The 18,111-nt window shown below is 71.5% G+C and carries 15 protein-coding genes, 2 tRNA genes and 1 pseudogene; 6 read left to right on the forward strand and 12 right to left on the reverse strand.

What is annotated here, in order from left to right:
* Positions 1–56: 56 nt before the first annotated feature.
* From CSC68_RS06770 to amaB, 8 genes are all read right to left on the reverse strand, one after another.
* Positions 57–133 (reverse strand) — tRNA-Pro (locus tag CSC68_RS06770).
* A gap of 66 nt (positions 134–199) precedes the next feature.
* Positions 200–1,120: a DMT family transporter gene (locus CSC68_RS06775; protein WP_162202765.1), complete on the reverse strand. Its 921-nt coding sequence runs from the start codon at positions 1,118–1,120 to the stop codon at positions 200–202.
* A gap of 5 nt (positions 1,121–1,125) precedes the next feature.
* Positions 1,126–2,166, reverse strand: coding sequence for a UDP-N-acetylmuramate dehydrogenase (gene murB, locus CSC68_RS06780; RefSeq protein ID WP_162202766.1), 1,041 nt, complete (start codon positions 2,164–2,166; stop codon positions 1,126–1,128).
* 10 nt (positions 2,167–2,176) lie between these two features.
* Positions 2,177–3,229, reverse strand: coding sequence for a quinone-dependent dihydroorotate dehydrogenase (locus tag CSC68_RS06785; RefSeq protein WP_162202833.1), 1,053 nt, complete (start codon positions 3,227–3,229; stop codon positions 2,177–2,179).
* 5 nt (positions 3,230–3,234) lie between these two features.
* Positions 3,235–3,513 (reverse strand): DUF4190 domain-containing protein, encoded by a 279-nt coding sequence (locus CSC68_RS06790; protein ID WP_162202767.1) that lies wholly within the window; start codon positions 3,511–3,513, stop codon positions 3,235–3,237.
* An 84-nt stretch (positions 3,514–3,597) separates the two neighbouring features.
* Positions 3,598–4,338, reverse strand: coding sequence for a metallophosphoesterase family protein (locus CSC68_RS06795; RefSeq protein ID WP_162202768.1), 741 nt, complete (start codon positions 4,336–4,338; stop codon positions 3,598–3,600).
* Between the two features lies 1 nt (position 4,339).
* Positions 4,340–5,110, reverse strand: coding sequence for a class I SAM-dependent methyltransferase (locus tag CSC68_RS06800; RefSeq protein WP_246193470.1), 771 nt, complete (start codon positions 5,108–5,110; stop codon positions 4,340–4,342).
* A 120-nt stretch (positions 5,111–5,230) separates the two neighbouring features.
* Positions 5,231–6,763: an L-piperidine-6-carboxylate dehydrogenase gene (gene amaB / locus CSC68_RS06805; protein ID WP_162202770.1), complete on the reverse strand. Its 1,533-nt coding sequence runs from the start codon at positions 6,761–6,763 to the stop codon at positions 5,231–5,233.
* Between the two features lie 157 nt (positions 6,764–6,920).
* Between amaB and CSC68_RS06810 the strand changes: the two genes are divergently transcribed.
* Both CSC68_RS06810 and CSC68_RS06815 read left to right on the forward strand, forming a co-directional pair.
* Positions 6,921–6,997, forward strand: a tRNA-Arg gene (locus tag CSC68_RS06810).
* Positions 6,998–7,206: 209 nt separating this feature from the next.
* Positions 7,207–7,557: pseudogene (locus tag CSC68_RS06815) on the forward strand (GFA family protein); the annotation flags it as partial.
* A gap of 238 nt (positions 7,558–7,795) precedes the next feature.
* Here the strand turns inward: CSC68_RS06815 and CSC68_RS06820 are convergent.
* Positions 7,796–8,695 carry a LysR family transcriptional regulator gene (locus tag CSC68_RS06820; RefSeq protein ID WP_162202771.1) on the reverse strand — a complete coding sequence of 300 codons (900 nt, stop codon included), beginning with the start codon at positions 8,693–8,695 and terminating at the stop codon, positions 7,796–7,798.
* A gap of 95 nt (positions 8,696–8,790) precedes the next feature.
* On the opposite strand from CSC68_RS06820, the gene trpB reads away from it, so the two are divergent.
* Positions 8,791–10,005, forward strand: a complete 1,215-nt coding sequence (trpB, locus tag CSC68_RS06825; RefSeq protein ID WP_162202772.1) for a tryptophan synthase subunit beta — start codon at positions 8,791–8,793, stop codon at positions 10,003–10,005.
* Between the two features lie 69 nt (positions 10,006–10,074).
* Positions 10,075–10,878 (forward strand): tryptophan synthase subunit alpha, encoded by an 804-nt coding sequence (trpA, locus tag CSC68_RS06830; protein ID WP_162202773.1) that lies wholly within the window; start codon positions 10,075–10,077, stop codon positions 10,876–10,878.
* Between the two features lie 1,173 nt (positions 10,879–12,051).
* Here trpA and CSC68_RS06835 read toward each other — a convergent pair.
* The 3 genes from CSC68_RS06835 to CSC68_RS06845 all read right to left on the reverse strand — a co-directional run bounded on the left by CSC68_RS06835 (position 12,052) and on the right by CSC68_RS06845 (position 15,441).
* Complete coding sequence (locus tag CSC68_RS06835) at positions 12,052–12,576, reverse strand: methylated-DNA--[protein]-cysteine S-methyltransferase (RefSeq protein WP_162202774.1); 525 nt, start codon at positions 12,574–12,576, stop codon at positions 12,052–12,054.
* Positions 12,573–14,105: a DNA-3-methyladenine glycosylase 2 family protein gene (locus CSC68_RS06840; protein WP_162202775.1), complete on the reverse strand. Its 1,533-nt coding sequence runs from the start codon at positions 14,103–14,105 to the stop codon at positions 12,573–12,575. The genes CSC68_RS06835 and CSC68_RS06840 overlap by 4 nt, the downstream gene beginning before the upstream one ends.
* Before the next feature lie 97 nt (positions 14,106–14,202).
* Positions 14,203–15,441, reverse strand: a complete 1,239-nt coding sequence (locus CSC68_RS06845) for an alkaline phosphatase family protein (protein WP_162202776.1) — start codon at positions 15,439–15,441, stop codon at positions 14,203–14,205.
* 191 nt (positions 15,442–15,632) lie between these two features.
* On the opposite strand from CSC68_RS06845, the gene CSC68_RS06850 reads away from it, so the two are divergent.
* Both CSC68_RS06850 and hutU read left to right on the forward strand, forming a co-directional pair.
* Entirely contained in the window at positions 15,633–16,085 is a 453-nt protein-coding gene (locus tag CSC68_RS06850) for a hypothetical protein (RefSeq protein WP_162202777.1), read from the forward strand.
* A gap of 75 nt (positions 16,086–16,160) precedes the next feature.
* Complete coding sequence (gene hutU / locus CSC68_RS06855; protein ID WP_162202778.1) at positions 16,161–17,834, forward strand: urocanate hydratase; 1,674 nt, start codon at positions 16,161–16,163, stop codon at positions 17,832–17,834.
* The last annotated feature ends 277 nt before the right edge of the window (positions 17,835–18,111 follow it).

Here is an 18,111-nt window from a genome sequence, read left to right on the forward strand (position 1 = left end):
CCGGATCCCGGAAAGCAAAAACCGGCGCGAGGCCGGTCTGCGTACCGCTTGAAGATTGGTCGGGGAGACAGGATTCGAACCTGCGACCTCTACGTCCCGAACGTAGCGCTCTACCAGCCTGAGCTACACCCCGACAGGGCGCGCATCATAATGGATATCGAAGCAGGTGGGCAAGGTTTTTTTCCAGAATTTTCACGGGTCACTCGCCGGGCTTGGCCGCGGTGCTCGGGGAGCCTGTCGCGGCGCGGCGCGCGAGCACCGCCTCGCGGTGCGCGATGTAGGCGTTGGCGGCCAGGATCACCAGCGCGCCGAGCACGGTCCAGCGGTCCAGCGACTCGCCGAACAGCAGCCAGCCGAACACGGCCACGATCGGCAGCTGCATGAAGCCGATGGGGGTCAGCGCCGAGACCTCGCCCAGCTTCAGCGCACGCGTCCACAGCATGTGGCCTCCGGTGCCGAACACGCCGGCGGCCACCACCCACAGCCAGGTGATGCCCTGCGGCCAGGTCCATACGCCCAGCGCCGGCACCAGGGACATGGGCACCCACAGCAGGGTGGTCCAGATCACGATGCGGTCGGCCGGCTCGGTGGCCGACAGCTGCTTGATCTGGATGGCGACGATCGCCGACAGCAGCGCCGCCAGCACGGCGACCATCGCGCCTTCGCTGAAGCCGGTGGTGCCTGGGCGCACGATCACCAGCACGCCGACGAAGCCCAGCACCACCGCGGCCCAGCGCCGCGCGCGCACGCGTTCGCCCAGCAGGGCCGCCGCGGCGATCGTGGCGAACAGCGGGGTGGAGTAGGACAACGAGATCGCCTGCGCCAGCGGCAGGTGGCCGATCGCCCAGAAGCCGGCCAGCATCGAGCAGATGCCGACCATGCAGCGGAACAGGTAGCGCGGGAAGTGCTGCGTGCGCAGCAGTCCGGGGCCATGACGCAGCAGCAGCGGCAGCGCCGCCATCAGGCCGAAGAAATTGCGGAAGAACGCGATCTCGAAGGTGTGCAGGTGGGCCGATGCAAGCCGGATCGCCACCGCCATCATCCCGAACAGCGCCGTGCTGCCCAGCATCAGCAGCGCGGCGCGCAGCGGCACGGGAAGCGGTTGGCGCGCCCCGGCCATCGGCCTCACCAGTCCGCGCCGACCACGCGTGGCTCGGGCTCCAGCGCCACCCCGAAACGTTCCTGCACCGAGGCGGCGATGCGCCGCGCCAGGTCCAGCAGCTGCAGGCCGGTCGCGCGGCCGTGGTTGACCAGCACCAGGGCGTGGCCCGCCGATACGCCGGCATCGCCCTCGCGCCTGCCCTTCCAGCCGCAGGCATCGATCAGCCACGCGGCCGAGAGCTTGCGGGTGTCCTCCGCATCGCCGGGGAACACCGGCAGCGCCGGATGCGCCTGGTACAGCGACTCGGCCAGGGCCCGCGGCACGATCGGGTTCTTGAAAAAGCTGCCGGCATTGCCGACCTGGGCCGGGTCCGGCAGCTTGCGCCGGCGGATGCGGATCACCGCCTCGGCGGTCTCGCGCGGGCCGGGCGAGGCCACGCCCATGGCGGCCAGCTCCTCGGCCAGTCCGGCGTATCCGAGGCGCGGTGCGGCCGTGCGCGACAATGCGAACTCCACCGCGGTGACGATCCAGCGCCCGGGCTGGCGCTTGAAGGCGCTGTCGCGGTAGCCGAAGGCGCAGGCGTCGCGGTCCAGGCGCACGAAGGCCTGGGCGCCGAGGTCCCAGGCCTCGACGGCAACAATGCGCTCGCCGGCTCCCACGCCGTAGGCGCCGATGTTCTGGATCGGCGCGGCGCCGACGCTGCCGGGGATCAGGGCCAGGTTCTCCAGGCCGGACAGGCCCTGTCCAACGCTCCACATCACCAGGCCGTGCCACTCGGCGCCGGCCTCGGCGCGCACGCGTACCGCATCGCCATCACCGGGCAGAAGCTCGATGCGATCGCCCCCCATCACCAGCACGGCGCCGGGCGCGTCGCCGGCGAACAGCAGGTTGCTGCCACCGCCCAGCGGCAGCAGCGGCAGGCCGCGCAGCTGCGGCAGGCCAAGCGCCTCGGGCAGCAGGGATGCGTCGTTGACCTGCAGCAGCCACGGCGCGCGCGCAGGCACGCCGAAAGTGTTGCGCCGGGTCAGGTCCGCGTCGCGGACCAGTTGGTAGAGAGCCGTCATGCTGCCCCGGTCAAGCGTCGGCGGTGCCGCGGCTGGGTGCTTCCTTGCGCCGGCGCATGGCCTCCACGCACTCGGCCACCAGTTCGGGGCCGCGGTAGACCAGGCCGGTGTAGCACTGCACGAGTGTGGCGCCGGCTGCCATCTTGGCCACCGCGTCGGCGCCGGAAAGGATGCCGCCCACGCCGACCAGCGGGATCGACTCGGGCAGGCGCGCGCGCAACCGGCGCAGCACGAAGGTGGCCTGGTCCATCAGCGGCGCGCCGGACAGGCCGCCGGCCTCCTCCGCGTGCGGCAGGCCCAGCACCCGGGAACGGTCCACGGTGGTGTTGGTCGCGATCACGCCGTCCACCGCCAGGTCCGAAAGCACCCGCGCCGCGGCATCGATGTCGTTGTCGCTCAGGTCCGGGGCGATCTTGACCAGCACCGGCACGCGCTTGCCGTGCTGTGCGGCGAGCCGCTCCTGGGCCTCGCGCAGGGTGCCGACCAGGCGGCGCAGGGCCTGTTCCTCCTGCAGCTCGCGCAGGCCGGCGGTGTTGGGCGAGGAGATGTTGACGGTGACGTAGTCGGCCAGCGGATAGACGCGTTCCAGGCAGTACAGGTAGTCGCCGGCCGCGTCCTCGTTGGCGGTGTCCTTGTTCTTGCCGATGTTGATGCCCAGCAGGCCGCCCTTGCGCCGGGCACGCTCGACGTTGCGCACCAGTGCGTCCACGCCGTCGTTGTTGAAGCCCAGGCGGTTGATCACCGCCTGCGCGGCAGGCAGCCGGAACATGCGCGGCTTCGGGTTGCCCGGCTGCGGGCGCGGGGTCACCGTGCCGACCTCGACGAAGCCGAAGCCCAGCGACAGCAGGGCGTCGATGTGGGCGCCGTTCTTGTCCAGGCCGGCCGCCAGGCCGACCGGATTGGGGAAGGTCAGGCCCAGCACCCGGGTCGGCAGCGGCGGGCAGCGGCTTGCCAGCGCCGCGGTGGCGCCGGTGGAGTAGGCCAGGTCCAGCGCCTTGAGGCCCAGGCCATGGGCGCGCTCGGCATCGAGTCCGAACAGGAAGGGGCGGGCGAGGGAGTAGATCGACATCAGCCCATGGCCCCCAGCCAGGCGATGCCGCCCAGGAACATGAAGACCGCCACCAGGCCGAGCATGCCCAGCATCAGCGGCAGCCAGCCCAGCACCAGGCCGACCGTGGCCAGGCCGTCGCCGTCGAGGGCGCCGGCGGAGCGGCGGATCTCGGCGCGGGCCATGTGCCCGGTGACGATGGCCACCAGCGAGCCCAGCACCGGCATCAGCGTCCAGCCGAGCAGGCCGGTGACGAGGCTGGTGATCGCCAGCGGGCTGGTCTTGGGGTTCGGGTTCATTCGGGTTCCTGCAGGGATCGGATGCGGCCGCCAGCGCGTGCGCAGGAGGCGATTATTCCAGCAAACGCGCCATGGCGCCGCCCTTCACGGCATGTTCCCGGTGCGCAGGGCATGGGCCCAGTCCGGCCGCCCCAGCGCCGCGCCCCGCCGCGCGGCCGCCTCGTGGTCGTATTCCACCGCCACGTCCTCGGCCTGCCAGTGGCCCCCGCGCCGCTCCAGCACGGCGTAGCGGGCATGCGGGGTGCCGGTGCCGGCCTGGTGCCACACCGGGTACGTGGTGTCGAACGCAGGCAGGCCGGCGCTGCCCGGATTGCAGGCCAGGCGGCCGTCGTCCAGGCGCAGCTGCCGCGGGGTGTGCGAGTGGCCGCACAGGACCAGGGCCGCGCCACAGGCATCCGGGTGCTCCAGCCGCGCGGCCACGGCGTGGGCGCTGGCCGCGACCAGGCCCGGCGGGGCGATGTCGTCCAGCAGGTATTGCAGGTCGCTGCCGGGGGTGCCGTGGCACAGCAGCACGTCGTCCAGGCGCAGGCGTGGCGGCAGGGCGCGGATCCAGTCCAGCTGCGCGTCGGCCAGGGCCTGGCGGGCATGGGCGTCGGAGCTGGCCAGTCCGGCCGGGTCGCCCAGCAGCTGGCGCTCGTGGTTGCCGGCGATGGTCGGCAGCTCCAGCGGGATCAACCGTTCCAGGGTTTCCCGCGGCCACAGTGGCCCGGAGGCGATGTCGCCGAGGTTCACGATCAGGTCGCAGCCCCTGCGGGCGATGTCCGCCAGTACCGCGTCCAGCGCGGGCAGGTTGCCGTGGATGTCGGAAACGGCGGCGATGCGCATCTCAGTCCGGGACGCCGAGGAAGATCCGGGTGTCGTAATCGAAATCGACCTGGCCGTCCAGCGCGGTGGCGGCGAAGAGCGCGTCCAGGGCGGCCATCATCGGCGCGTGCCGCGGGTGGCCGGGGCGCGGCGCGTACGAGGAAGACAACAGGCGTCCGCGCAGGGATTCCAGGTCCAGCCGCTGCGAGTGCGGAAAGCGGGCCATGCCGCGCAGGCCGCGGCCGAACCAGCGGCGCATGTGCTCGTCGTCGCCGTAGCGTTCGGAGACGCTGGTGTAGTCCAGCCCGTACTCGCGCAGCAGGCGTTCGTAGCCCTCCAGGAAGGGCGTGCCAGCGAGGCGACGCGAGTTCCAGTACACCGCGACCAGGCCACCCGGGCGCAGGATGCGGCGCCATTCCCGCTTGACCGCCTCCTGGTCGAACCAGTGGAAGGCCTGCGCGGCCGAGACCAGGCCGATGCTGGCGTGGGCCAGGGTGGTGGCCTCGGCGCGGCCGTCGACCGCGCGGAACCCGGGATGGGTGCCGAGCCAGTCGATCGCGGCCTGGCGCATGGCGGCATTGGGCTCGACCGCCACCACGTGGTGGCCTGCATCGAGGAACAGCTTCGAGGAAATGCCGGTGCCGGCACCGATGTCGGCGACCGGCCAGTCCGCTCCGATGCCATGTTGCTCGCGCAGCCAATGCAGCAGCGCCGGCGGGTAGTCGGGGCGGTAGCGGACGTAGTCGGCGACGCGGTCACTGAAGCGGGTGGTGGGGGCGAGGTCGTCCGTCACTGGAACCTCCATGCCGGATGCAACCGGCCACGTGCCGACTGCGTGGGCGGGGCGGCGTGAGGCGCCGCAGTCCACGCGATGCGGCCGGCGGCGGGTGGCCGCCGCCGGCGCAGGTGCTGCTTACAGGTCGAACCTGATGCCCTGGGCCAGCGGCAGCGAATCGGAGTAGTTGATGGTGTTGGTCTGGCGTCGCATGTAGACCTTCCACGCATCCGAGCCCGACTCGCGGCCGCCGCCGGTGTCCTTCTCGCCGCCGAAGGCGCCGCCGATCTCCGCGCCCGAGGTGCCGATGTTGACGTTGGCGATGCCGCAGTCGCTGCCGGCGGCCGACAGGAACTTCTCCGCGGCCTTCAGGTTCTGGGTGAAGATCGAGGACGACAGGCCCTGCGGCACGCCGTTCTGCATCCCGATCGCTTCGTCCAGGCTGCCGTACTTCATCACGTACAGGATCGGGGCGAAGGTCTCGTGCTGGACCACCGGGTTGCTGTTGTCCAGGCCGGTGATGATGGTGGGCAGGACGAAGTGGCCCGGGCGGTCGAGCTTCGCGCCGCCGGTGACCACGGTGCCGCCGGCGGCCTTGGCCTTGGCGATGGTGTCCAGGTACTGCTGCACGGCCTCGGCGCTGTTGAGCGGGCCCATCAGGTTGGCGGTGTCCAGCGGATCGCCGATCTTGCCCTCGACCTGCTTGTACGCCTTGACCAGCGTGTCGAGCACGGTGTCGTAGATGGACTCGTGCACGATCAGGCGGCGGGTGGTGGTGCAGCGCTGGCCGGCGGTGCCGACCGCGCCGAACACGATGCCGGGGATCGCCAGCTTCAGGTCGGCGGTCTCGTCCAGGATGATGGCGTTGTTGCCGCCCAGCTCCAGCAGGCAGCGGCCCAGGCGGCGGGCGACCTTCTCGTTGACGATACGGCCGACCTGGGTCGAGCCGGTGAAGGAGATCAGCGGCACGCGCCTGTCGTCGACCAGCTTCTCCGACAGCGCGGTGCCGGCGTCGTTGATGAGGAAGAAGATGTCCGGGAACCCGCCGGCCTTCAGCGCCTCGTTGCAGATCCTCATCGAGGCGATCGCGGTCAGCGGCGTCTTGTTGGACGGCTTCCAGATGCAGATGTCGCCGCAGATGGCGGCCAGGAACGAGTTCCAGCTCCACACCGCGACCGGGAAGTTGAAGGCCGAGATGATGCCGACCAGGCCCAGCGGGTGGTACTGCTCGTACATGCGGTGGCCCGGGCGCTCCGAATGCATGGTGTAGCCGTACAGCATGCGGCTCTGGCCCACGGCGAAGTCGGCGATGTCGATCATCTCCTGCACTTCGCCGTCGCCTTCGGCCTTGGACTTGCCCATCTCCAGCGCGACCAGCGAGCCGAGCGCGTCCTTGTTCCGGCGCAGGGCCTCGCCGCACAGGCGGATGGCCTCTCCGCGGCGCGGCGCCGGGGTGGTGCGCCAGGTCCTGAAGGCTTCCTGGGCGCGGGCGATGACCGCCTCGTAATCGGCCTCGGTGGTGGCCTGGACCTCGGCGATCACCTCGCCGGTGGTCGGATTGGCCGGGCGCAGCACGCCTGCGCCGGTGGCGTCGGACCAGCGGCCGTCGCCGAGGTAGGTGCCGGAATTGGTGGCGCCGAGGCCAAGGGCCTGGAGCAGCGATGCGGACATGGAATCTCCTGGAATGAAGGGAGCGGACCGCCACGCGGACGGCATCGCCGGGATGCTTGGCGCCGATTCTAACAATCGAAACCATTTCGCATCGGTCCCCCGGGGCGACGGGTACGGATTGGCCGGGCGCGGGCGCCATGCGACAATCCCCGGCCTTGGCCCCGTAGCTCAGCTGGATAGAGCGTCCCCCTCCTAAGGGGAAGGTCGCACGTTCGAATCGTGTCGGGGCCGCCAGCCTCGCGCCGGCCCCGTCCACAATGACGGGGCCGTGTCGTTTCCGGGAGCGGTGTGTGCCGTGCAGATTCTGGAAGGCGGGCGCGTCGACCGGCCGTGGCCATCGCCTCCGCGGGACGGACGGGTGGAGACCGCCGGCCGGTCGTAGCAGACTGGGCCGCTCGCCAGCTGCCACCGGATGCACATGAAGCTTTACCAGGGGCACGTGTCTTTGCGGCCAGGTGCGGGTGTCCGCGCGTGGCGAGCCCATGCGCGTCGGCATCTGCCATTGCGCCAACTGCCGCCGGGAGAGCGGCTCGGCCTTCACCTGGTACGGGGTATGGCCCGCCGCCCGGTTCGAGTCCTCGGGAACGACCGTGCAGTACCGCGGGCAGCACGCGTGCAGCGCCTGCGCCTCGCCGGTCTACTCGCTTGACGCGCACGAGGCCGAGATCAAGCTGGGCACGCTGGTCGAGGCGCCGAGCGGGCTCGTGCCCACCTACGAGCTTTGGGTCAGGCGCCGCGAACCCTGGCTGCCTCCGGTCCCGGGCGCCGAACAGTTCGAGGAAGACCGCTACTGATTGCCGGATTCGCGGCCCCGGCACGGCATTGGCCGTGTTTCCGCCGGAATCCGGTCGCAGGGCCTGGAATACCGCCCCCCGGCCTGGCGCCGCGTAACGGGCATGGGGCAAGGTGGGGCGGGATGGCGCGGAATCACACAGGGAGGAAGGCGCCTTTCCGCAAGCGCGGGTGGCTTCTTTTCCTGGGCGCACGCTTGCCGCGACGTTTGCGGATCCGCGGTGGGCCTTGTCGCCGAGGCTACCCGTCGATCGAGCGCGCCAGCTGTTCCCCCAGCCACCCGGCCAGCGCGCCGATGCGCGGATCGGTGTTGCCACGGGGCACGCATAGCGCCCACTCGCCGCCGGTTTCGACGAAGCCCCAGGGTGCGGCCAGGCGCCCGGCGCGGAGGTCGTCGGCGACCAGTTCCTCCGGTGCGATCGCCACGCCCAGGCCCGCTGCGGCCGCTTCCAGCAGGTAGTAGAGGTGGTCGAAGCCGGTGCCCATCTGCAGGGCCTCCGGGTCGAGCCCGTTGCGGCGCGCCCATTCCGGCCAGGCCGACGGGCGGGAGGCGGTGTGCAGCAGGGGCTCCCCGCGCAGGGCTTCGGCAGGTGCGCCCTGCAGCCGGTGGTGGGAGGGATGACGCGGGCTGAGCACCGGGCCGATCCGCTCCGGGGCCAGGCGGTGCACCTCCCAGCCCGGGGGCCACGGCGGGTTGCCGATCAGCAGCGCCGCCCCAAGCCCGCTGAGGTTTTCGTCGGGCGTGGCCTCGCTGGCGACCAGGTGCAGGCGCAGTTCGGGCAGGTCGGCCGACAGCCGCTCCATGCGCGGGATCATCCAGCGCGCCAGCAGGCTGCCCGGGCAACCCAGGACCAGGGCCGGCGCGGTGGCCGGCGTGCGCAGCTCCGCCCAGGCCTTGCGCAGCGGCTCGAACGCGGCGGCGGCGGCCTCGCCCAGGCGCCGTCCGGTGGCGGGGGGCGCCAGCCCGCGGCCGCGGCGGGTGAACAGCCGCGCGCCCAGCGCTTCCTCCAGCAGCTTGATCTGCCGGCTGACCGCGCCAGGGGTCACGTGCAGCTCCTCCGCGGCCCCCGCCACGCTGCCCAGGCGGGCCGTGGCCTCAAAGGCGCGCAGGGCATTGAGCGGCGGCAGGTCGCGCGACATGTGAGTTTTCCTGACGTATCAAGCCAGACTTTATCGCTTTATGGGGACGCTGTCGTGCGCTAAGGTCAATCCACTTCTACAGGTTTGCCAGGCCGATGACCGCTTCCATCCAGGATTTCCACGCCTATCCCGACGCCAGCGGCCATTTCGGCCGGCATGGCGGCAGCTTCGTCGCCGAGACCCTGATCGGGCCGCTGCAGGAGCTGGCGGCGGCCTACGATGCGGCCCGGGTCGATCCGGAGTTCATCGCGGCCTTCGAGAAGGACCTGAAGTACTACGTCGGCCGGCCCAGCCCGATCTACCACGCCGAGCGCCTGAGCCGGGAAGTGGGCGGCGCGCAGATCCTGCTCAAGCGCGAGGACCTGAACCACACCGGCGCGCACAAGATCAACAACACCATCGGCCAGGCCCTGCTGGCCGCGCGCATGGGCAAGAAGCGGATCATCGCCGAGACCGGCGCCGGCCAGCACGGCGTGGCCAGCGCGACGGTGGCCACGCGCCTGGGCCTGGAGTGCGTGGTCTACATGGGCGCCACCGACATCGAGCGCCAGAAGATCAACGTCTACCGGATGAAGTTGCTGGGCGCCACGGTCGTTCCGGTGACCTCCGGCTCGGCCACGCTCAAGGACGCGCTCAACGAGGCCATGCGCGACTGGGTGACCAACGTCCAGGACACCTTCTACATCATCGGTACCGTCGCCGGTCCCGATCCGTACCCGCGCATGGTGCGCGACTTCAACGCCGTGGTCGGGCGCGAGGCGCGTGCGCAGATGCTGGCCGACTACGGCCGCCTGCCGGACGTGATCACCGCCTGCGTCGGTGGCGGCAGCAACGCCATCGGCCTGTTCCACGCCTTCCTCAACGACCGCGACGTGCGCATCGTCGGCGCCGAGGCGGCGGGCGAGGGCGTGCACACCGGTCGCCACGCGGCCTCGCTTTCGGCCGGCCGGGTCGGCGTGCTGCACGGCAACCGCACCTATGTGCTGTGCGACGACGATGGCCAGATCATCGAGACCCACTCGATCTCCGCCGGCCTGGACTATCCGGGCGTGGGCCCGGAGCACGCCTTCCTGCAGGACAGCGGCCGCGCCGAGTACGTGGGCGTGACCGACGAGGAGGCGCTGGAAGCCTTCCACAGGCTGACGCGCACCGAGGGCATCCTGCCGGCGCTGGAATCCAGCCACGCGGTGGCGCAGGCGATCAAGCTGGCGCGCGAGCTGCCCAGGGACAAGCTGGTGCTGTGCAACCTTTCCGGCCGCGGCGACAAGGACGTGCACACCATCGCCGCGCGCGAAGGCATCCAGCTCTGAGCATGGCCCAGGCCCGCATCCAGAACGCATGACGCGCCACTGGCGCGACCGACCCATACAAGGCGATCCATGAGCCGCTTCGACACCACCTTCGCACGACTGCGCGCCGATGGGCGCAAGGCCCTCATCCCCTTCATCACCGCCGGCGATCCCTCGCTGGAGGCGACCGTGCCGGTGATGCACGCCCTGGTCGAGGCGGGCGCGGACTGCATCGAGCTGGGCGTGCCGTTCTCCGATCCGATGGCCGACGGCCCGGTGATCCAGCGCAGCTCCGAGCGCGCGCTGGCGCGGGGCGCGACCGTGGCCTACGTGTTCGACTGCGTGCGCCGCTTCCGCGAGCGCGATGCGGACACGCCGGTGGTGTTGATGGGCTACCTCAACCCGGTCGAGATCCGGGGCGCGGCGCGATTCGCCGCCGAGGCCGTGGCCGCCGGCGTCGACGGCGTGCTGCTGGTCGACCTGCCGCCGGAAGAAGCGCCGCAGTTCCAGACCGCGTTCAACGAGCTTGGCCTGGCCCTGGTGATGCTCGCTTCGCCGACCACCTCGGGCGAGCGCGCGGCGATGCTCAGCGCCAGCGCGCAGGGGTATCTCTATTACGTCAGTTACGCCGGCGTGACCGGCGCCGACCGCCTGGACACCGGCGCCGCCGGCCGGCGCCTGCAGGAACTGCGCGCCACCGCGAAGGTGCCGGTGGTAGCCGGTTTCGGCATCAAGGATGCGGCCAGCGCGAAGGCCATGGCCGTCGATGCCGATGGGGTCGTGGTCGGCTCGGCGCTGGTGTCGGTGCTTGGCGACGCGGCGGACGCGGACGACGCAGCCGCGCGTGCACGCAGCTTCCTTGCGCCGCTGCGCGCGGCGATCGACGAAGGCTGAACCGCCGCATTCCCCCTCCCTCGGGAGGGGCTTGCGAGGATGGTTCGCGTATTCGCGTAGCCCGGATAAGGCCGCAGGCCGCATCCGGGGCTCTTCCGCGGCGTGCCCGGTCGTGCGCGGGTGCCATTTCCCGGATGCGCTTCGCTTATCCGGGCTACGTGATGTCCCTCGCCCTCCAGGAGAGGGGTTACGAGGATTGTTTCGCGCAGTCGCGTAGCCCGGATAAGGCCGCAGGCCGCATCCGGGGGGCATCCCGCGGTGTACTGGATGGCCCGCGGGCGTGGGATCCCGGATGCGCTTCGCTTATCCGGGCTACGTGATGTCGCCCTCCAGGAGAGGGGTTGCGAGGATTGTTCCGCGGTAGTCGCGTAGCCCGGATAAGGCCGTAGGCCGCATCCGGGGGGCTTTCCGCGGTGTGCTCGGTGGCATGCGGGCGTGGGATCCCGGATGCGCTTCGCTTATCCGGGCTACGTGATGTCCCTCGCCCGCCAGGAGAGCGGTTACGGGGATTGTTTCGCGCAGTCGCGTAGCCCGGATAAGGCCGCAGGCCGCATCCGGGGGGGGCTTTCCGCGACATGCTCGGTGGCCTGCGGGCGTGGGATCCCGGATGCGCTTCGCTTATCCGGGCTACGTGATGTCCCTCGCCCTCCAGGAGAGGGGTTACGAGGATTGTTTCGCGCAGTCGCGTAGCCCGGATAAGGCCGCAGGCCGCATCCGGGGGGCTTTCCGCGACGTGCTCGGTGGCCTGCGGTCGTGGGATCCCGGATGCGCTTCGCTTATCCGGGCTACGTGATGTCCCTCGCCCTCCAGGAGAGGGCTTGCGAGGATTGCTTCGCGTAGTCGCGTAGCCCGGATAAGGCCGCAGGCCGCATCCGGGAGGCATCCCGCGGCGTGCTCGGTGGCATGCGGGCGTGTGATCCCGGATGCGCTTCGCTTATCCGGGCTACGTGATGTTCCTCGTCCTCCAGGAGAGGGGTTGCGAGGATTGTTCCGTGTAGTCGCGTAGCCCGGATAAGGCCGCAGGCCGCATCCGGGGGGCTTTCCGCGACGTGCTCGGTGGCCTGCGGTCGTCGGATCCCGGATGCGCTTCGCTTATCCGGGCTACGTGATGTCGCCCTCCAGGAGAGGGATTGCGCGGATGGTTCCGCGCAGCCGCGTAGGTTATCTGGCCAGTCAGGGGGACGCGGCGGCGAACAGATCCCGCGCGGTTTCCTGCGGTGGGATCGCGCCTTCCAGCTTCAGCAGGAAATGCTTGGTCGGCAGGCCGCCGCCGAAGCCGGTGAGCGAACCGTCGGCGCCGATCACGCGGTGGCAGGGCAGGACGATCGGCAGCGGGTTGCGGCCGTTGGCGGCGCCGACCGCACGCATCGCCGCGGGGCGGCCGACGCGCAGCGCAAGCTGCGCATAGCTGATGGTGCTGCCATAGGGGATATCCCCCAGCGCCAGCCATACCTCGCGCTGGAACGGCGTGCCCTGCGGCGCCAGCGGCAGCTCGAAGCTGCGGCGCTGGCCATCGAAGTATTCCTCCAGCTGGCGGCGCGCCTCGCGCAGCAGCGGATGGTCGCCGGGCATCCAGCCGAGCCTGCGCTGCGGATGGCGGTTCTGCGGGAACTCGATCGCGTGCAGGCCCGCATCGCTGGCGGCCACGGTCAGCGGCCCGACCGGGCTGTCGAACCGGCAGTAGTGGATGGCGCTCATGGGGTTACCTCCGCTTCGATGTGGGAAGGGGCGACGGCCGCAGCCAGCGCGGCCTCGCGCCACAGGTGGATCACCGCGTAGCCGCGCCAGGGGCGCCAGGCCTCGGCGCGTTCGCGCAGCTGGCGCGTGGACAGGCGGGCGCCATCGCCGGATGCGGCCTTCTGCAGGACCAGGTCCTCGGCCGGGAACGCATCGGGATGGCCGAGCGCGCGCAGCGCCAGGTATTGCGCCGTCCACGGGCCGATGCCGGGCAGGGCGCACCAGGCGGCGGCGAACGCCTCCAGCGTCTGCTCGACGCCGAAGCCGACCCGGCCGTCGAGCACGCCGCGTGCGATCGCGCGCACGGTGGCGATGCGCGCGCCGGTCAGGCCCAGGCCGTCGAGGTCGGCATCGGCCAAGGTCGATGCATCGGGGAACAGCCGGTCCAGGCCGGGTGCGCCGTCCAGCGCCACGCCCGGTCCATGCCGCTGCACCAGCCGCGACGTCAGCGTGCGTGCGGCGGCGACGCTGACCTGCTGCCCGATCACCGCACGCACCGCGATCTCCAGCCCTTCCCAGCCGCTGGGCAGGCGCAGGCCGGGACGGCGCTCCAGCAGGGGCCGCAGGCGCGTATCGGCCGACAGCACGGCGGCGATCGCATTCGGATCGGCATCCAGGTCGAACATGCGCCGCACCCGCTGCACCGTGTCGGCCAGCTTCGCCGGCGCCACGCCGTGCAGCTCCAGGCGCAGCGCATGCACCGGTCGCCCGCGCGGCGAAGGCCACGGGCTGACCCGCAGCCATGCCGGCGCGTCGGCATCGCCGACCACGCGCGCATAAGACTGTCCATCCACCCGCTCCACGCCCGGCAGGGCGCGACCGCGCAGGAAGTCCAGCATCGCCGCGAAGTCGTATGGCGGGCGGTAGCCCAGGCGCAGCACCAGCGAACGGTCGGCCGATACCGCCTGCTGTTCCTGCAGGCTGCGCCGCAGCTCGCGCGGCGCCATGCGGTAGGCCTCCTGGAACGCCGAGTTGAACCGGCGCAGGCTGCCGAAGCCGGCGGCCAGGGCCACCTCGGTGATGGGCAGCGCGGTCTCGGTCAGCAGCTGCTTGGCGAACAGCAGGCGCCGGGTGACGTGGACGCCCAGCGGGGCCGCGCCCAGGCGCTGCACGAACAGCCGGCGCAGCTGGCGCTCGCCGACCGCCAGCCGCTCGGCCAGTGCAGCGACCGGGTGCTCGGCGAGGAAGCCCTGGTCGATCAGCGACAGCGCACGTGCCACCACCGCATCGCCACGCCGCCAGGCGCCATCCTCGGGCGCCAGCTCGGGCCGGCAGCGCAGGCAGGGCCGGAAGCCGGCGGCTTCGGCCGCGGCGGCGCTGGGGTAGTAGGCGACGTTGGCCGGCAGCGGCGGCGGCGCCGGGCAGACCGGCCGGCAGTAGATGCCGGTGCTGCGCACGGCGGTGAAGAACAGCCCGTCGAACCGCGGATCGCGGCTGAGGCGGGCACGTTCGCACACGTGCGGATCGGGCAGGGCGGCAACGGAAGACATGGGTGCAGGCTAGCACCGGCACCCATCCCGGACTGGCCGATTCCGGACATCAATGCAGGCGCCGCCGGGAGGGCGCCCGCCGCCGGCGATGCCGGGCTTACGGCGCCTGCAGCGCCGGCAGCAGGGTGTCCGGGTTGCCGTCGCCCGGTCGGGGCTGCAGGCCCAGCAGCCGCAGCAGCAGCGGGTGCACGTCCACGTTGTCGAACGGCGGAAGCTCCACGCCGCTGCGGAAGGCGGGCCCATGGGCCAGGAACACGGCCCGCATCGAGGGCAGGTCCGGGTCGTAGCCATGGGCGCCATGGTCATGGCTGCCCTCGGCGTTGCGCCGCTCGATGGTGGAGCGGCCCAGCGCGTTCCAGCCTTCGTCCATCTGGCAGACGATCGGCGGCACGCGCGGATGCGTGCCATAGGCCAGGCGCGCCGGGATGGCGGCCTTCTCCCAGCACTGGTAGTGCGCATGGCGGCCGGGCAGGCGGGCGCGCAGCGCCTCCTCGTGGCCGGGGCGCGGCCCCAGGCCGATCACCTGGCCGACGCTGACCACTTCCGCTTCCTCGCGTCCGGCGATGTCTTCCACGGCCATGAAACGGGGGGCCTCGGCCATGCCGTGGTCCGAGACCAGTACCAGGTTCGGGGCCACGCCGGCCTGCTCCAGCCGCGCCAGCAGCCGGCCGATGGCCGCGTCGACCTCGCGCACCGCCGCGCGGGTGGCCGCGGCGTGCGGGCCGTGGTCGTGCCCGGCGCCATCCACGCTCTCCAGGTAGACGGCCACCAGGCCGGGACGCGGGCCGGCCGGCGCCAGCATCCAGGCGGCGATGCGCTCGATGCGTTCCTCCAGCGGAATGGAGGCGTCGAAGGCCTGGCCGTAGCGCGGCAGCACGCCGTCGCGCGGGGCCGTGTTGCCCGGCCAGGCCCACACCGCGGTGGCGATGCCGGCGCGCTCGGCGGTGGTCCACAGCGGCTCGGCCTGCCACCAACCGGGCAGCTTCGCCGCCTCGGCATCGGCCACCAGGAAGCGCCCCAGCTGTGGGTCCTTCATCGAGTTGTGGACCACGCCGTGGTGGTCCGGGCGCAGGCCGGTCACCAGGGTGAAGTGGTTGGGGAAGGTCAGCACCGGGTAGGAAGGCCGCATCCATGCGGCGCGCACGCCCTCGCGGGCGAGGCGGTCGAGCACCGGCGGATCGCCGCGGCCCAGCGCGGCGGCGCGTAGGCCATCGATCGAGACCAGCAGCAGGGGGCTTTCGGGACGGGCGCCGGGGCGGGGAACGGAGGCCGAGCAGGCGGCCAGGCACAGCAGCAGGACGGGCAGGAAGGCGCAGCGGCGCAGGAGGCGGGACATCACGGGCATTGCGGTGAACAGGCCCGGAAGCTTGGCAGAGAGCTGTTACAGAAAGCCACCCGTGGCCCGCACCGGTTCCCCCCGACGGCGCCTGGCCGGATCCCCAGCGGCAGCTGAAGGCGGTGCGTACGCAGGCGTGTGGGTCCACCCCGGCACGCGCTATAACGGAGGCGTACCCAACGGAGGTATCGATGAAGCCCACCCTGCGCCCGTTCCGAATGCTGCCGCTGCTGGCCGTGCTGGCGGCCCTCGCGCCGCTCGCCCAGGCCCAGTCGGTGTCGCCGAACCGTTACAGCCATCCCCCCGAAGCGCACAACGACCGCCCCGGGACCTGGGAGCGCTCGCGCCAGGCGAGGGAGGAGGCGCAGCGCCAGCAGGCCGAGGCCAGGCGCCGCTCCGCCACCGAGCGCCACCGGCTTGCGCTGGAGGACAACCGCAGGCGGATGGAGGCGGACCGGGCGCGCAGCGAGCGCCGCATGCAGCACGCCGCCTCGCCCGAGCAGCGCGAGCGCTACCGCCAGGAGTTCGAGGCGCGGCGCATGGCCTACGAGCGCGAACGCGAGCAGATCGAGCGCGAGCGCGAGGCCGAGGAGCGCCGGGCCCAGCAGCACGAGGAGGCGCTCCGGCGCAGGCAGCAGCACTGAGGGCATCGCGCCGCACAAACGGGTGGCGCCGGGTCGCTGCGATAATGCCGGCATGTCCCTTCGAGGTGCCCCGGCATGTCCGATCCACGCCACGATCCGTCCCGCGTCGTCCGCGCGCCGCGCGGCAGCCAGCTCAACTGCCGCAGCTGGCTGACCGAAGCCCCGTTCCGCATGCTGCAGAACAACCTGGACCCGGACGTGGCCGAGCGCCCGGAGGACCTGGTGGTGTACGGCGGCATCGGCCGCGCCGCGCGCGACTGGGCCTGCTTCGACGCGATCCTGGCCACGCTGAAGGAGCTGCGCGACGACCAGACCCTGCTGGTCCAGTCCGGCAAGCCGGTGGGCGTGTTCCCGACCCACCCGGACGCGCCGAGGGTGCTGATCGCCAACTCCAACCTGGTGCCGCACTGGGCCACCTGGGAGCACTTCAACGAGCTCGACCGCAAGGGTTTGATGATGTACGGCCAGATGACGGCCGGATCCTGGATCTACATCGGCTCGCAGGGCATCGTCCAGGGCACCTACGAGACCTTCGTCGAGATGGGCCGCCAGCACTACGGCGGCGACCTCACCGGTAAGTGGATCCTGACCGCCGGCCTGGGTGGCATGGGTGGCGCGCAGCCGCTGGCTGCGTCCATGGCCGGCGCCAGCAGCCTGACCATCGAGTGCCGGCAGAGCCGCATCGACTTCCGCCTGCGCACCGGCTACGTCGACGAACAGGCCGCCGACCTGGACGACGCGCTGGCGCGCATCGGGCGCTACACCAAGGCCGGCCAGGCCCGCTCGATCGCCCTGCTGGGCAATGCCGCCGACGTCCTGCCGGAGCTGGTGCGGCGCGGCGTGCGCCCGGACGCCGTCACCGACCAGACCTCGGCCCACGACCCGCTTCGCGGCTACCTGCCGCAGGGCCTGACCGTGGCCGAATGGAAGGAGGAGCAGGAGGTGGTGCCGGAGCGCGTGCAGGAACTGGCCCGCAGGTCCATGCGCGTACACGTGGAGGCCATGCTCGCGTTCCAGCACATGGGCGTGCCCGTGTTCGACTACGGCAACAACATCCGGCAGATGGCCTTCGATGCCGGCTGCAAGGATGCCTTCGACTTCCCCGGCTTCGTGCCGGCCTACGTGCGCCCGCTGTTCTGCCGCGGCGTCGGCCCGTTCCGCTGGGTGGCCCTGAGTGGCGACCCGGAGGACATCGCCAGGACCGACGCCAAGGTCAAGGAACTGATCCCCGACGACCCGCACCTGCACCGCTGGCTGGACATGGCCGCCGAGCGCATCCACTTCCAGGGCCTGCCAGCGCGCATCTGCTGGGTCGGCCTGGGCCAGCGCCACCGCCTGGGCCTGGCGTTCAACGAGATGGTGCGCAAGGGCGAGCTCAAGGCGCCGGTGGTGATTGGTCGCGACCACCTGGATTCCGGCAGCGTCGCCAGTCCCAACCGCGAGACCGAGGCCATGCGCGACGGCAGCGACGCGGTCAGCGACTGGCCGCTGCTCAACGCCATGCTCAACGTCGCCGGCGGGGCCACCTGGGTGAGCATCCACCACGGCGGCGGCGTGGGCATGGGCTATTCCCAGCACTCCGGCGTGGTGATCGTCTGCGACGGCAGCGAGGCGGCCGACCGCCGCATCGAGCGCGTGCTGTGGAACGACCCCGGCACCGGCGTCATGCGCCACGCCGACGCTGGCTACGACATCGCCATCGACTGTGCGAAGGAGCAGGGGCTGCAGCTGCCGATGCTGGGGCGGTAACGCCGGCGATACGCCGGGAGCCTCCACCCGGCGCGGCCGGAAGACTGGTGCGCCGGTTATCCCGACTCGCGCGTGAGTAAAAAGGGGGGGGGGGCGACAGTCTTTTCCGTTCGCGGGGGAATGGAAATCACCCGGAGCCGGGTGATTTCCGCCGGAAGCGGAGTGGTTTCCACTAAATGGCGACCGGAAGCGGTTGGCGTGTTACCGATTTCTACGCGCTCGAATGGAAACTTCTGGAGCGCCAGTCATTTCAATACGCGCGCGAGGGGAAGGAAAT

It is taken from the genome of Pseudoxanthomonas suwonensis (assembly GCF_010093235.1).
In the GTDB taxonomy this organism is placed as follows: domain Bacteria; phylum Pseudomonadota; class Gammaproteobacteria; order Xanthomonadales; family Xanthomonadaceae; genus Pseudoxanthomonas; species Pseudoxanthomonas suwonensis.